Source organism: Chitinimonas sp., from assembly GCF_041904975.1.
Classification (GTDB): Bacteria; Pseudomonadota; Gammaproteobacteria; order Burkholderiales; family Chitinimonadaceae; genus Chitinimonas.
This window is the reverse complement of sequence record NZ_JAYRLZ010000021.1, coordinates 1-12130: the sequence shown is the minus strand read 5'-3', so window position 1 is coordinate 12130 and position 12130 is coordinate 1. Positions and strand designations below refer to the sequence as shown.

19 protein-coding genes and 1 pseudogene are annotated in these 12130 nt (G+C 59.8%); 3 read left to right on the top strand and 17 right to left on the bottom strand.

Going from position 1 to position 12130, the window contains the following annotated elements; translation table 11 throughout:
* Positions 1-37 precede the first annotated feature (37 nt).
* From ACE3OH_RS03720 to ACE3OH_RS03640, 17 genes are all read right to left on the bottom strand, one after another.
* On the bottom strand, positions 38-412 hold the full coding sequence (locus ACE3OH_RS03720) for a hypothetical protein (RefSeq protein WP_374348580.1): 375 nt from the start codon (positions 410-412) through the stop codon (positions 38-40).
* Positions 413-449: 37 nt separating this feature from the next.
* On the bottom strand, positions 450-926 hold the full coding sequence (locus ACE3OH_RS03715) for a Mor transcription activator family protein (RefSeq protein ID WP_374348577.1): 477 nt from the start codon (positions 924-926) through the stop codon (positions 450-452).
* Positions 923-1336: a gp16 family protein gene (locus ACE3OH_RS03710; protein WP_374348574.1), complete on the bottom strand. Its 414-nt coding sequence runs from the start codon at positions 1334-1336 to the stop codon at positions 923-925. Before ACE3OH_RS03710 ends, ACE3OH_RS03715 begins: the two co-directional genes overlap by 4 nt.
* 2 nt (positions 1337-1338) lie before the next feature.
* Positions 1339-1614 carry a hypothetical protein gene (locus ACE3OH_RS03705; protein ID WP_374348572.1) on the bottom strand — a complete coding sequence of 92 codons (276 nt, stop codon included), beginning with the start codon at positions 1612-1614 and terminating at the stop codon, positions 1339-1341.
* A 68-nt stretch (positions 1615-1682) separates the two neighbouring features.
* Positions 1683-1958 carry an HU family DNA-binding protein gene (locus tag ACE3OH_RS03700; protein WP_374348569.1) on the bottom strand — a complete coding sequence of 92 codons (276 nt, stop codon included), beginning with the start codon at positions 1956-1958 and terminating at the stop codon, positions 1683-1685.
* Positions 1959-2000: 42 nt separating this feature from the next.
* Entirely contained in the window at positions 2001-2123 is a 123-nt protein-coding gene (locus ACE3OH_RS03695; protein WP_374348567.1) for a hypothetical protein, read from the bottom strand.
* 77 nt (positions 2124-2200) lie between these two features.
* Positions 2201-2695: a host-nuclease inhibitor Gam family protein gene (locus ACE3OH_RS03690; RefSeq protein WP_374348564.1), complete on the bottom strand. Its 495-nt coding sequence runs from the start codon at positions 2693-2695 to the stop codon at positions 2201-2203.
* Positions 2676-3026, bottom strand: coding sequence for a hypothetical protein (locus ACE3OH_RS03685; RefSeq protein WP_374348561.1), 351 nt, complete (start codon positions 3024-3026; stop codon positions 2676-2678). The genes ACE3OH_RS03690 and ACE3OH_RS03685 overlap by 20 nt, the downstream gene beginning before the upstream one ends.
* Complete coding sequence (locus ACE3OH_RS03680; protein ID WP_374348558.1) at positions 3023-3310, bottom strand: hypothetical protein; 288 nt, start codon at positions 3308-3310, stop codon at positions 3023-3025. The genes ACE3OH_RS03685 and ACE3OH_RS03680 overlap by 4 nt, the downstream gene beginning before the upstream one ends.
* Positions 3307-3654: a hypothetical protein gene (locus ACE3OH_RS03675; protein ID WP_374348555.1), complete on the bottom strand. Its 348-nt coding sequence runs from the start codon at positions 3652-3654 to the stop codon at positions 3307-3309. Before ACE3OH_RS03675 ends, ACE3OH_RS03680 begins: the two co-directional genes overlap by 4 nt.
* Positions 3651-3995 carry an XRE family transcriptional regulator gene (locus tag ACE3OH_RS03670; protein WP_374348553.1) on the bottom strand — a complete coding sequence of 115 codons (345 nt, stop codon included), beginning with the start codon at positions 3993-3995 and terminating at the stop codon, positions 3651-3653. The genes ACE3OH_RS03675 and ACE3OH_RS03670 overlap by 4 nt, the downstream gene beginning before the upstream one ends.
* The gene (locus tag ACE3OH_RS03665) at positions 3988-4506 is read right to left on the bottom strand and encodes a hypothetical protein (protein WP_374348551.1); all 519 of its coding nucleotides are present in this window, start codon (positions 4504-4506) and stop codon (positions 3988-3990) included. Before ACE3OH_RS03665 ends, ACE3OH_RS03670 begins: the two co-directional genes overlap by 8 nt.
* Positions 4503-5228 carry an AAA family ATPase gene (locus ACE3OH_RS03660; RefSeq protein ID WP_374348548.1) on the bottom strand — a complete coding sequence of 242 codons (726 nt, stop codon included), beginning with the start codon at positions 5226-5228 and terminating at the stop codon, positions 4503-4505. Before ACE3OH_RS03660 ends, ACE3OH_RS03665 begins: the two co-directional genes overlap by 4 nt.
* Before the next feature lie 54 nt (positions 5229-5282).
* Positions 5283-7478: a Mu transposase C-terminal domain-containing protein gene (locus ACE3OH_RS03655; protein WP_374348643.1), complete on the bottom strand. Its 2196-nt coding sequence runs from the start codon at positions 7476-7478 to the stop codon at positions 5283-5285.
* Positions 7479-7605: 127 nt separating this feature from the next.
* On the bottom strand, positions 7606-8265 hold the full coding sequence (locus ACE3OH_RS03650; RefSeq protein ID WP_374348545.1) for a hypothetical protein: 660 nt from the start codon (positions 8263-8265) through the stop codon (positions 7606-7608).
* Positions 8265-8741 (bottom strand): hypothetical protein, encoded by a 477-nt coding sequence (locus tag ACE3OH_RS03645; RefSeq protein WP_374348543.1) that lies wholly within the window; start codon positions 8739-8741, stop codon positions 8265-8267. Before ACE3OH_RS03645 ends, ACE3OH_RS03650 begins: the two co-directional genes overlap by 1 nt.
* Positions 8742-8839: 98 nt before the next feature.
* Positions 8840-9103 (bottom strand): transcriptional regulator, encoded by a 264-nt coding sequence (locus ACE3OH_RS03640; protein WP_374348540.1) that lies wholly within the window; start codon positions 9101-9103, stop codon positions 8840-8842.
* Between the two features lie 192 nt (positions 9104-9295).
* On the opposite strand from ACE3OH_RS03640, the gene ACE3OH_RS03635 reads away from it, so the two are divergent.
* The 3 genes and pseudogenes from ACE3OH_RS03635 to ACE3OH_RS03625 form a co-directional block, all read left to right on the top strand.
* Positions 9296-9859: a hypothetical protein gene (locus ACE3OH_RS03635; RefSeq protein WP_374348538.1), complete on the top strand. Its 564-nt coding sequence runs from the start codon at positions 9296-9298 to the stop codon at positions 9857-9859.
* 178 nt (positions 9860-10037) lie between these two features.
* Positions 10038-10472, top strand: a complete 435-nt coding sequence (locus ACE3OH_RS03630; RefSeq protein ID WP_374348534.1) for a hypothetical protein — start codon at positions 10038-10040, stop codon at positions 10470-10472.
* A 309-nt stretch (positions 10473-10781) separates the two neighbouring features.
* Positions 10782-12130 (top strand): annotated as a pseudogene (locus tag ACE3OH_RS03625) (hypothetical protein); the annotation flags it as partial.

Sequence of the window (12130 nt, the reverse complement as noted above, 5' to 3'; positions counted from 1 at the left end):
TTTTTTGAATGCCATTTATGGAATGGCTGACTGCTGCTCACGAAGCAAAAAGGTCCTTCATCAAGTCGACTAATGGTGCCAAATACGGCAAGGCTTGCGTAGCAGAAGCTAATAGATTCTGAACCGATCGAACGTCGGGGTTCTCCTTCCTTAGTTCTGCGGCAGCTTCTTCTAACTTCGTTACTACTTCGTTTTGAACGTTGGAGGTGGCTTGTTGACTTGAGCCCGTCATCCCAAGGTTGGCAGAAAAACCCGTGCCGCCGCTGTTGTTTGCAACAAATGACGGCCCGCCGCCTTGATTTCCACCTCCAGCGTAATACCCATACTGATTTATTGTTTGCGTTTGACTGGGAGTCCGCCGCACAGACTCGGCAATCGCTTCGATAATCACAGCTGCTTCAGAGTGTTGCATTCTTCTCTCCATGCCATAGGCAAAGTATGAGGTACTGTTAAAGCGGCACACTGAATAGGTCCGCCTGCTGCGAATTGTAGTTTTTAGCTGACCAGTCGGCGCGATTCAACACGCGCCAGACGTGGCGATCTGAAACGCCGTAAGCATCGACCAACATCACCACGGCTGCTCTGGCCGAGTGCCCCTCGCTGCCGGTGATGCGGTCAAAATCTGCACGAATCAGGCGGTCGCGCAGCTCGCGCATGGCGATTGCGCACTGCGGGATATACAGCTCGCTGTCGGCATAGTGGCGGCTCAATATTTCAGCCGCGTCATGCCCCACCACCTCGGCCAGCGCCTCGAATCGCACCCGGCCGTCCAGGCGCTTGTTGCGACTGACCGGAAAAGTACGACCCGGCCAGGCGCTGACCAGGCGCAAGGCTGCTTGCACGCCGATCAAGCACACAATGTCTTGCACGCTGGCTGGCAGCAGCCCCAGCAGATCATTCGGCAGCGCACGGATGTCGATTTTCATCGGGTGCTCCTTTGGTGGCGTTTGGCGTCGAGGTACAAGGCGGCAATAACGGCCTGCAGCTGGGCTGGGTCGGTCAGCCAGTCCACCTTGTCGACCGCATACATGCGGCGGGCAATACCATCGGCGTAGGACCAGGGCCGGCCGGCTTCCGCCAGCTGGGCTTCGATCTTGGCAATCAGTCCTGCGCGGCTTGCCGGTGGCTTTGGGCGCTTGCCATGAGAGTTGCGAGCCGGCTTAAAGCCGAGGCGCTGCATCTCGGCCAGCACCGCGTCTTGTCCAGCCCGATCCAGCTTGCTGGCGCTATCGACCAGGGCAACACGCTGCAGCAGGGCACGATAGCTGGCGTCATCCATGGCCAGCTGCTGCTTGGCGATGTGGATTTTGGCAAGGGCGGCGGTGCGAGCTGTCATGGTTACTCCAGGGAGCCAGCCAAGTGGCTCAGTTGTTCGATTTTGGCCAGATCAACCAGGCCATCGCCTACCGCTGCACGCAGCTGGCCAAGGGCAATCTCGGCGGCGGCAATCTTGTCGGCCAGGTCGGCAGCGTTGACCGAACCGTCGAAAAAGTGACCCGGCAAGGTCGCAACCAGCCCGCCAAACTCGACCACACCGGCAATCACCACCGCCGCGACACCACGCTGGGCAAGGGCGGCTTCATAGATCAACTGCTCGGTGCTGGATTCAGTCATGGCGGCCTTTGGTGGTTAATCCCTACTCCACAGCCCGCCGATCTAACCGGTGGGCTGCAGGCTAGTGACTAGCCGGCTACGGCAGTGCGCAGCGCCTTGTGTGGCTTGAACTTCGGCACGCGCTTGGCCGCGATCTGGATCACCTCACCGGTCTGCGGGTTGCGACCTTCTTTGGCAGCGCGCTCGGCAGAGCCGAAGGTGCCGAGGTCGGCGATCACCACTTCTTCGCCTCGAGCAACGACGTCCAGGATGGTGGCGGTCAAGGCATTGAGGACCGCCTCGGCTTGCTTCAGGGTCAAATCAGCGCGGATGGCGACCTGCTTGATCAGTTCTGCTTTTGTCATCGTCTTGCTCCTTTAGTAAGAAAATTTGCAGCTGTGGATTGGCTACTTGAAGTGGGTATTGGCGACCGGCTCGTTAAGGAATTCCTCGTTTTTCTGAATCTGCTCTGCCAGCTCCTCTAGTTCGGTTACCGCGCAGCCATCTACGCCGTCCCATGCTTCAGCCATTGCTATCACCTTGGTTCTCATGGCACGAAGCGTGCGGCGTTGCCCTGCCGCTATTTGCGCTGGAGTGAGGCTAGCCATCACGCCTCCACCAGTTCATGCCGGTTGATCTCATAGCCGAACACGTTCTCGGGCCGCAGGGCGGCGCCGATAGTGGTCAGGGTCTCTTCGTCCAGGTTCTTCAGTGCCTCCTTGTCGATTTCTTCCTTGATACGGATGCAGCCGTGCAGACCGAGGTCTTTCAGCGCCTGCAGGGTGTCGCCGACCTTCTTCACCAGGACCTTGGTGCTGAGCCGAAAGCTCACCGTGCCCCACGTCATTTGCCGGCTCTTGACCTTGGCGAACTCGGCACGGTTGGATTCGGCGAAATCCTTCATGGCCAGCTCCAGTGCTGCCTTCTTCGCCAGTAGCGGCTCGGCCTGCGCCTTGGCGCTGGCCTTCAGCTGGTCGATGGATTCGTTGTGGGCGGCTTCCAGCACCGTCAGCTCGCGGTCGATCTCGCCGATCTGCTGCAGCGCGTGATCAACGTCGTCCCAGCTCTGGAACTGGCTGCCTTCAATACGTTTTCGGGCCATTTGGCTTCTTCCTTTCTGCGATCACACCCAGGATGGTCTGGATGCTTTGTTTGCCTTGTTGCTTCTCTTGCTCGGTCAGCGCTCGCTTGCGTGGCCGGGGTGGGTTGCCGGTGTCGTTCCACCGGCTATTGCGCACACCGGGTATCGGGTTGACCGGTGGGGCTGGCGCCGTGGGCGCTGCGGGTGGTGGATCTCGGGCCGATTGCAGATCGCGCTGATAGGCGGCCCAAATGATCGCCCGCGCTTCCAGCAGATTGATGCCGCGAGACTGAGCCAGCTGCTCGGCCTGCCTGCGCAACTGGGCGGCCACCTTGGGATCGAGGCCGATCATCGCGCCGGCTCCAACCACTCGATATCCACACCGCAGAGCACCAGGCGATACAGCAGCTCGGTGCCAGACGCACCACGATGCCGGCCAACCACCTCTGCACCCTGGGCTTTGAGCCAGTTGCAGACCGCGCCAAGGCGGATCGTTACCAGCGGCCGCTCGCGCTGGCCGCAGCCGCATTGCGCGTATAAAAGGTCTGCGCCACGCTGATGCAGGCTGCCCATCACCGGCAACAAGCTGGCGATACCGGCCTCTACCTGGGCGCTGTGGATTTTGAGGCGGCTCATGGCATCCTCCACAGCACATCGACCCGGAAGGCAGTCATACGCAGGCAGCGCTGGCCGTCGACCATGCAGTGCGCCAGTTGCTTGCCGCTGTTGGCCAACAGGTCGAGCAAGGTGCTGCTCAGCCGATCCACGGTGATGCTGGAGCGGCCGCCGTCCAGGCGATCATGCAGCTGGCGGTCGACGATGCGGCAGCCGAGCTGGCGCAGAACGCGCTCGGCTTGATTGAGTTCGGACAGCCGCGACACGGCCAAGCTATGCAAAACACGCGGCTGCGCGTCGGCGACATCGGCCAGCGGCGCGGCCATCCGGCCGGCTACCGTTCGGGGATACAGGGCGGGCATCATGCTGCGTCTCCTTGTTGTGGCTTGAGTGGACAGGCTTGGCAGGCACGCCAGTGCGCGGCGGCGGCCGTGCTGCTGGTGGGGTTCGGGTGGTAGGCGAAATTGCGGCAGTCGGACTGGGCCAGCGGGCGCTCCAGGTGCGGGCAGGTCACCCGGTCTAGCTTGGCGAGTACACGCTGGGCAAAGCGGTCGATGCTGGCGCTGTAATTGCCGTTGAGCACTTGCACGGTGCCGGTGTGGTTCGAATACTCCAGCTCGCGAGCGGTGCCGCGCACACCCAGGCGGCTGGCGCTTTCTTTCAGCAGCTGGTACCAGCGTTCGTTGGCGTAGGCGGGGCTAGACATGCTTGCTCCCCTCATCAAACGACAGCACGCGCCGGCTATTCGCTTCACACACCTCGCGGCGAACGAGGCTCACTTGCGGGGCCAAGGGTCCGGGGTCGTTCAACAAGGCATAGCGTGCCGGCACGGTCTTACCAGCCCGCACCACCAATCCCACCCGCGCCAGGTAGTTGAAGTAGCAGCGCAGTGACCGGGTCGGATTGCCATCCTCTGGCCGCGCACACAGCATCACCAACTCGCTTATGCTGGCGCCCTTGAGGATGCGCAGGGTGCGCCAGCCGCGCACATACAGCGCCTCGCCGCGCTTGGTTGTTTCTGCCTCGGCAGCAATGCGGCCGGTCTCAGTGATGGTCCAGCGATGCGCCTCCAGGCTGACCCAGCCCTGCGCCTGCAAGCTGTGGAGCCGGCCACGCACCGTGCGCTCTTCTTCGCCCAGTTTCTGAGCAAGGGTGGGCACATCCATGCTGCGATAGCGCGCCAGCAGGGTCAGCAGGGTGTAGGTGAGCTGGCTCATCGGGCGGCTCTCCGGCCAGCTTGCCAGTCATGGGCTAGTTCCATGCCCTTCATGTCGGCCAGCTTGACCGCCTGCAGGCCGTTTACCTTGGCGAATTGTTCGATGCGGGCGATGCCGTTCAGCACCAGGCGCATGCGGCCGCCACACTGTCGGGCCAGTTCCAGCCCCAGCTCGCGCTCGATTTCGACGTCAGCTTTGTCGCGGCAGGCCAGCAGCACGTCTTGATCGGTGATCTGCTCGAACTTGACCACGGTGGCGATGCGGCTGGCGACCTGGGGGAATTTGGACAACTTGTGCTGCAGCCGCTCCATTCCGACGAGGATCACAGGCGTCTGGCACATATCGCTGATGCCGCGCAGGGCTTCGATGGTGTCGGACGACGCCAGCACATGATCGGCTTCGTCGATCACAATCGGCAGTTGATTGCGCATCACATGGCCGATGACGGCGGCTCGGGTATCGCGCAGGGTGTGGTGCACCGCGATACCGGGCTTGCTGGCGGCCATGGCGCGCAGCATTTCGGGCACGGTCCATTTGGCTTGAGCGGTGACGAAGATCGCGTTGCTGTCGTTCGCCCACCGGGTAATGATGCTGGTCTTGCCCAGCCCTGGCTCACCGAACACCAGCAGCATGCAGGCTTCCATGGCGCCACGCGATTGCACGACCTGCACGCCGTCGTGGAATCGTTCCCAGTTGCTGGTTTTGACAAATACCGGTTTCATGTAAGCTTCCCTCTCGTTGAGCACTACTTCACTTGGCGACTACTGACTTGCCGGTCAGCCCGTCGCTTCCATGAGGGTGTCGCCCTGCCAGGCGATGCCCTCAAATTCATAAACGTCCACTCTGTCTGCGTATTCGTCGCTGCCCACGTAGTCGGCCAGCCATGCCTGGTCGGCGTTCGTCCAGGCGCCACGGTGGGCCATCAACCAGCGGTATTTGTCAGCGGTGCGGGCAAACAGGGGGCGCGGCATGTCGGCCATCGGCAGCACCTGGGCACTGGCCTGCGGCATGTCGAGCAGCTCGGCGTCGATTACGCGGGCGCTGTCTGCTTCCTTGGCGAGACGGCTGCGGGTGATTTGCTGGCTGAGCGAGGCGGCAGGCTGGTAGGTGATTTCGCCAGTCAGCGGCGCTTGCAGGGCTTCCTGCACGTCGGCGATATGGCCTTCGAGGCGCTTGATGCGGGCGTTCTCGCGAGTCTCGCGGGCCATTTCAACCACCGGCTTGGCGTAGTAGGCGCGCTGGTTGCCGTTCCACTCTGCTTTGCAGACGAATCGGCCGGCCCGGTCGTATACCCACACCCATTTCGCGTCGTGAATGTCATAGGCGATGCGCATCGGCTCGCCGTGGAACTCTTCCAGGTCGGCGCTGAAATAGCGGTTATTGAACAGCTGCAGCTCGCCGCGCAGCACCTTGCGGCTAACCTGCGGCTTGAATAAGTGCTCAGCCTCGGCAGGCGCCAGCATGGTCGGCGCCTGCTGCGCCACCAGCTCGGCCCAGCGCTGATTGGGTGACTTACCACCAAGGCTGCGGTGCGGCTTGGCGTTGTAGGCGTCTGCTTGTTGGTGGCAGAAGGCCAGAAAATCGGCGAAGCCCATCAGGTTAGTGGGGCCACCTTGTTTGATCGCCTTGCGGTTGAGCTTGAAGCTGGCCAGCTTGGCTTCGCGGTCCATGCTGGCGCCGATATAGGTCGGCAGCTTCTTTGCCGCAGCGGTCCACATCTGGTGCGAGCGTTCGATCACGCCCCTGGCCTGCGAGTTGTAGGCCAGCGAGTGTTTCATTTCGATGCCAAGGCGGGCCATCATCCCCGTGGCCTCATCGCGCATCATGGCGTTGACGTAGCCGCTGCCGTTGTCCACATAAAACATGGCGGGCACGCCCCAGCTGGTGATGGCGTGACGCAGAGCGTCGACCACGGCGAGACCGGACTCGGCCAGATCAACCGAGAAACCGACGATCTTGCGGGTGGCGATGTCGATCACGCAGGTGATTTCAGGGCGGAATGGCTTGCCGGTGAGCGGGTGGCGCACTTCTGCATCAAAGCAATGGCCGTCTGCGCTGTAGATGTCACCCGGCAGTAGTTCGCTGAAGTCGCGGCGCACAAACGGCTTGATGTTCTTGATCTCGCGGCCACCCATCCGGCCGACTTCGCGGCTCACATTGCCGAGCTTGGCGAGGAAGCGACGCACCTGATGGATGCTCGGCGTGGTCTCGCCATGCGGCGCCGTGATGAATTCGCGGTAGGCGGCGTCAACGGTCGGCTTTTGTGGCAGCTGGTAGTGCGACAGGAAGGCTGGCGCCCAGGCCGGCACGCGCATGTCCTTTTGCACCTTACGCGGCGCCAAGTCGTTGCACTTGTCGGCAGCCAGCCAGCGCTTGAGGGTGCGAACCGAGGGCAGATCGTTCGTACCTTTGCGGCCGCGTGCGGTCTTGGCCAGTTTGAGCATGCCGAGCAGCTGCGGTGCGACGTCACCTGCTGCCGCGTGGGTTAGCAGGGTAATCAAGGCGGCCTCTTGGCTGCAGCCGCTGCCGGCCATCAGGCGCTGCAGGGCCAGCAACACGCCCTTGCGGGCATCGGCAATCAGGCGGTCTTTGTCGGTGAGTCCTGGGAGGTTCTGCTGGATGCCGACTACACCCGATTTGACCGCGACTTCGCCCAACATCGGCGCGGCCGGTGCCGCAGCCTTGGCTTGGCGCACCAGGCTGGTGGCAATGCGGGCCTTGATTTCGGCTTGGGCGCTGGCAGGTAGGCTGGTGAAGGCGTATTCGACGCCACCACCTCGGCCAGCGCGGCGTTGGAAGGCCCAGGCGTCACGCTTAGAGGCACGGAATATGCCGCTCACCGACTCGGGAACACCCGTCAGCTTCAGCGATGCCAGCTCAGCCGCGCTGTAGTGGCTTTTAAGGGCGAGGTTCCCGGCCGCTTTGCTAGACTCGGCAGGCAGGCTCGCAATCTGCGTACTTTGTTCAAACATCACAGGGGGAACCTCATGGAAAATCAAACTGAATTGCTGGAAACATTGCTAGTCGCCCAGGTATTGACGCTTGCCCATCACCTCAAGGCGGAGAAGGCGCGTCATGGCCTTACCTCAACGTCGGACTTCACGCAGGAGGCGTCGCGGTTGATTGCTCAGAAGCGCGCCGATATCCTTCGTAAGCTCGCTGAAACTCGCTAGCAGCGGTATTCAGCTGGGTGGTTGCGTCGAGCCAGAAATCAGCGCGGCGCAACACCTGGCGTATCAAGGTAACGGGCATGCCGTGAAAACCACGCAGTAGCTTGAGGGCCAACAGTTCGGCCTCAGCGTCGTTGGCAAAGTCGGGAGAGTGGTAAGGCTCATTTCCTACTGATTCCTCGATTCGACAACCCAATCGTTGCTTTGCGGCGATCTCTCGCCTTTCTCGACTCGCTTGCAGTGCCGCTTTGGAAAAAATCGCGTTGCCCCCCTGGTCCAAAAGCTCGGTGAAGTCACGGCGCACCATTGGCTTGATGTCCTTGGTGCCGAGCTGGGCCAGAAAACGGCGCACCTGATAGATGCTCGGGGTCGTGTCGCCGTGCGGTGCTTTGATAAATTCGCGGTAGGCCGCATTGACGGTCGGCTTCTCTGGCAGTTGGTAGTGCGCAAGAAAGACCGGCACCCAGGCCGGCTCTCGCCGTGCCAATCCTGACGCGGCCGCCAAATGAATCCGGCGCAAGAACTTCGGCGTCTCGGTGCGACGTTGCTGCTGCAAGTTGCTCAGTGATACAAAGTCAGGTCGTTTCATCATTCCTCTCCCCCAAAATCCAATTCCGGTTCAGCCACCTTCACCACATTCGCGCGGTGGTAGCCCAGCCCGCGCAACACTTCATCCAGCGCCATCAAGGTTTCATCCAGCGCCGCCCGCCCTTGGTAAAAGCGGATCAGCAGAGCCATCGTCTCGGCCGCCCTGGCCTGTAACTCGGCCACTTCCACCGCATCGGCCTTCTTGCCCAGCGGCAGGTCAACCACCATCCGCCCCGCCGCCAAGGCCAGGTAGTCCGATACAAAGCGGCAACCACACAACTGTTCGAACTGCGGAATCCGGTTCACCGGCATTGACGCTTCCGCCGTCCAGCGCGAATAGGTCTGCTGGGTAGTCGCCATCAGCTCCCACATCTGCTTGGCCGGGCGCCGATGTTCCTCCAGCGCAAAGTCACAACTCAGGTTGAAGGCGTCTTGCAGGCTGGTAGGCCGCTCGCGCTTCCAGTTACGTTTACTCACGCGCATTTCCTGCTCCTTGGGTAATGCCGACGATGCACTTTTACGTTCAACCACCTAAGCTGGCCGTACCAAAACGAACGCCAGCGATACAAAAATGTTTATTCATGTACAAAAACCGCCGTAGAATTGACGTACCGGGTCGGCCAGATGGCTTCTGGAGGGAGGCCAATCGCATCTGCGATCAGCTTCTCGCCCTTCGGCCACTTTCGATCCAGTGCATTGCCCAGCGCGGTTGGCGTCTTGTAGTTGTGATGTTTCGCTAGACTCCGAAGCGACCAGCCACGCTTGTGTAAAGCCGCCACGATGTCCGCACGGTGCATGTCCGCCGCAGCGGCTTTTTTTGGGGTGGTTTGTTTGCTCATGTCTTGCTCGCATGCGATGAAGTCATGAACAAAGTATTTACTAAACGTTCTATTGCGTCAATCTTTTGCGAAACTTTTATGCGTCGCAATGGTTCGCAAAAGTTCAAACGTTGCGAGAAGTTCTTTGTTAACTAATGATTCTTAATTTAAATCAAACGTTTACAGAGAACTTTTGCAATTACGGAGTTAGTTATGACTGTTGCAAAAGTTGAAGATTGGAACCTTTGCCAATCTCTACCTGAGCGGGTGGCTTATTGCATCCAGCGTATTGGGGGGTCGGGGAAGACACAGCGGGCCGTAGGAGTCACCAATGCGACTCTGCAGCGATGGCGCAAGGGGGAAGTTGATATCGCCACATCTCACCTCGTCGCACTGGCGATGGCTGCAGGCGTTACGGTGCAATGGCTGGCAACTGGAGAAGGGCCGGTAAACTTCAGCGATGGGTGGGATAAGCCCCGTCAGCCAATACCTACTGACATCGCCTATGCGGAGGTGGTCAGCCGGGAGCCTGAGGCCCCGCGCCGTAACGAGCCGCCCCCGTTAGCGAGTAGTCATCCATCGCAGCTTGATCACGACGCGATGTGGGGCTGCGTACAGTCCACCTACTTGATCAGCAATGGGCTTGGCCTTAAAGCGGCTGACGCGGCTGATCTATGCATGCGTCTGTATGCTATCGCGATGTCTAGCGGCGAATCTGGCTACAAGGCGGCAAACTTCGCCGTAGACCAGTTCCGTGAAGGGATTAATTATCAGTAGCCTGCATTTGACAGGAGAAAGGAGGAGATATGAGGACGACCCGAAATCATTGGTCGGCACGCCCGCCGCCAGTTAGGCAATAACGAGGATTGAAATGGCAGAATTTAGACGTCTTACCACAACAACAACTAGCAGGTTCATAAGCATCCGGCAGGTACAAACCTTCGAGAGTGAACTTATGTTTGATGAGGAAAAAACGGCCCTAGAGATCAAAGCAAGCCGTGCTACCGGTGAAGCGATCCAGAAAGCCACAGGGGTGTCGAGAGGGAGTCCTGCGCCACAAAATGCGTGGACAGGTAACACAATCCATTCCTTCACCTTGAACAATTTCAACGGCCCGACAACAGGGCCTGAACAAACGGAGAGTAAAGACGTGAGTCATGAAGAGCCGAAGCCAATCAACGGCCGCGCACCGCAGCAACCATCACCAGCACCAGCACCAGCATTTGACCGTCGCCGCGTTGCCAAGGAGATCGCCAGCAAGGTAAAGGCGTCCAAGGACAATGAGGTTCGATTCGAGGGAATCCTGCTCTACGTGTTCCAGGTAGAGACGCCGCTAGCGCTCAATGATGAAGAACTGGTCAAGCTGCACGCGCTGGTAAGCGACTGGTGAGCAAATTGCGCTCGGTCTATGCCATTTACCGTGCAAATGCCGAGCATTCGAGCGCAAATCTGAGCAATCCGCTCAGCGGGCACAGATCACCCCGAAACCATTGATTTAACTAAACATTGCAGCCTTCGGGCTGTGGAGAGTGACTGTGCTAATTCGAGCACCACCCCACAGCCGCCGTACCATTAACATACCGGCTGGTTTGCCGGCCGCCAGGCGGCCCGGCTTGATACACAGCACAGCGCTTTATCAACAGGCGAGCATCGCCGCCGGCTTGGCATGGCGCTTTCGAAAACAGGTGGAGACAAAGCAATGCGTTTATTTATCAAGACCGCACTGGCACTGGCTTTGGGTCAGCTGGCCCTGGCGGCCCATGCCGATGCGTCGCAGGACGAGCAACCCTTGCGCGCCTTGCCTTACACACCGAGCCTCGATGTCACGGCGATGGACAGATCGATCGACCCCTGTGTCGACTTCTACCAGTACAGCTGTGGGGGCTGGATTCGCAATAACCCGATTCCGGCTGACCAGTCCAAATGGGATGTGTACTCGAAAGTGGCGCAGGACAATCAGCGCTATTTGTGGGGCATTCTCGATGGCCTTGCCAACAAGACCGAGGGGCGCAGCGCCGCACAGCAAAAGGCCGGTGACTACTTCGCCGCCTGTATGGACATGAAGACCATCGATGCCAAGGGCAGCGCGCCGATCAAGGGATATCTGGCGCAGATCGACGCCATGAAATCCTTGAGCGAGCTGCCCGCCTTGCTGGCGCAGCTGCATCTGCATGACATCAATCCGCTATTCGGCTTTGGCTCCGACCAGGACTTTGCCGACTCTTCGCAGGTGATTGCCTTTGCTACGGCTGGTGGACTGGGTTTGCCCGACCGTGACTACTATCTGAAAACCGATGCCAAGTCGGTGGAAATCCGCGCGAAATATCTGGCCCATATCGAGTCGATGCTGATGCTGTCGGGCTATTCGCAAGCCGAGGCCAAGACAGGTGCCGCACGGGTAATGGACTTCGAAACCAGTCTGGCAAAGTCACGCCTCACCAGGGTGGAGCGGCGTGATCCTTACAAGATCTTCCACAAATACGATGCAAAGGGCCTGCAGGCGCTGACCCCGGAGTTCGATTGGGCGCCGTATCTCAAGGAGTTCCGCCTGAGCGGTATCGACACCTTCAACGCCACCGAGCCGGCTTTTTTCGAGACGCTGTCCAAAGAACTGAAGGCACGCCCCTTGGGTGAATTGAAAACCTATCTGCGCTGGTTTGTGTTGAAAGACACGGCACCGCACCTTTCTACACCGTTTATCGAAGCCAATTTCGACTTTTTCGGCAAGACCTTGCGCGGCACGCCGAAACTGAAGCCGCGCTGGAAAACCTGCGTGCAGCTGGTCGACTACCAGCTTGGCGACGCGCTGGCGCAAGAATTCGTCAGCCGTAACTTCAGCGAGAAGCTCAAGCAGGACACGCTGCATATGACCGAGCAGATTGAGGCTGCGATGGCGCAAGATATCCAGTCGCTGGACTGGATGAGCCAGACCACCAAGGACAAGGCGCTGGAAAAACTGCGCAGCATTGCCAACAAAATCGGCTACCCGGACAAATGGCGCGACTACAGCAGTGTGGCGGTCAAACGCGACGACTTTTTCGGCAATGT

What these genes read in the sequence shown, in the direction of transcription:
- ACE3OH_RS03680 (WP_374348558.1), bottom strand. Translation starts at nt 3,310, where the DNA reads ATGAGCCGCCTCAAAATCCACAGCGCCCAGGTAGAGGCCGGTATCGCC.
- ACE3OH_RS03630 (WP_374348534.1), top strand. Translation starts at nt 10,038, where the DNA reads ATGTTTGATGAGGAAAAAACGGCCCTAGAGATCAAAGCAAGCCGTGCT.
- ACE3OH_RS03705 (WP_374348572.1), bottom strand. Translation starts at nt 1,614, where the DNA reads ATGACTGAATCCAGCACCGAGCAGTTGATCTATGAAGCCGCCCTTGCC.
- ACE3OH_RS03640 (WP_374348540.1), bottom strand. Translation starts at nt 9,103, where the DNA reads ATGAGCAAACAAACCACCCCAAAAAAAGCCGCTGCGGCGGACATGCAC.
- ACE3OH_RS03720 (WP_374348580.1), bottom strand. Translation starts at nt 412, where the DNA reads ATGCAACACTCTGAAGCAGCTGTGATTATCGAAGCGATTGCCGAGTCT.
- ACE3OH_RS03700 (WP_374348569.1), bottom strand. Translation starts at nt 1,958, where the DNA reads ATGACAAAAGCAGAACTGATCAAGCAGGTCGCCATCCGCGCTGATTTG.
- ACE3OH_RS03695 (WP_374348567.1), bottom strand. Translation starts at nt 2,123, where the DNA reads ATGGCTGAAGCATGGGACGGCGTAGATGGCTGCGCGGTAACCGAACTA.
- ACE3OH_RS03665 (WP_374348551.1), bottom strand. Translation starts at nt 4,506, where the DNA reads ATGAGCCAGCTCACCTACACCCTGCTGACCCTGCTGGCGCGCTATCGC.
- ACE3OH_RS03710 (WP_374348574.1), bottom strand. Translation starts at nt 1,336, where the DNA reads ATGACAGCTCGCACCGCCGCCCTTGCCAAAATCCACATCGCCAAGCAG.
- ACE3OH_RS03685 (WP_374348561.1), bottom strand. Translation starts at nt 3,026, where the DNA reads ATGATCGGCCTCGATCCCAAGGTGGCCGCCCAGTTGCGCAGGCAGGCC.
- ACE3OH_RS03670 (WP_374348553.1), bottom strand. Translation starts at nt 3,995, where the DNA reads ATGTCTAGCCCCGCCTACGCCAACGAACGCTGGTACCAGCTGCTGAAA.
- ACE3OH_RS03690 (WP_374348564.1), bottom strand. Translation starts at nt 2,695, where the DNA reads ATGGCCCGAAAACGTATTGAAGGCAGCCAGTTCCAGAGCTGGGACGAC.
- ACE3OH_RS03635 (WP_374348538.1), top strand. Translation starts at nt 9,296, where the DNA reads ATGACTGTTGCAAAAGTTGAAGATTGGAACCTTTGCCAATCTCTACCT.
- ACE3OH_RS03655 (WP_374348643.1), bottom strand. Translation starts at nt 7,478, where the DNA reads ATGTTTGAACAAAGTACGCAGATTGCGAGCCTGCCTGCCGAGTCTAGC.
- ACE3OH_RS03715 (WP_374348577.1), bottom strand. Translation starts at nt 926, where the DNA reads ATGAAAATCGACATCCGTGCGCTGCCGAATGATCTGCTGGGGCTGCTG.
- ACE3OH_RS03675 (WP_374348555.1), bottom strand. Translation starts at nt 3,654, where the DNA reads ATGATGCCCGCCCTGTATCCCCGAACGGTAGCCGGCCGGATGGCCGCG.
- ACE3OH_RS03650 (WP_374348545.1), bottom strand. Translation starts at nt 8,265, where the DNA reads ATGAAACGACCTGACTTTGTATCACTGAGCAACTTGCAGCAGCAACGT.
- ACE3OH_RS03660 (WP_374348548.1), bottom strand. Translation starts at nt 5,228, where the DNA reads ATGAAACCGGTATTTGTCAAAACCAGCAACTGGGAACGATTCCACGAC.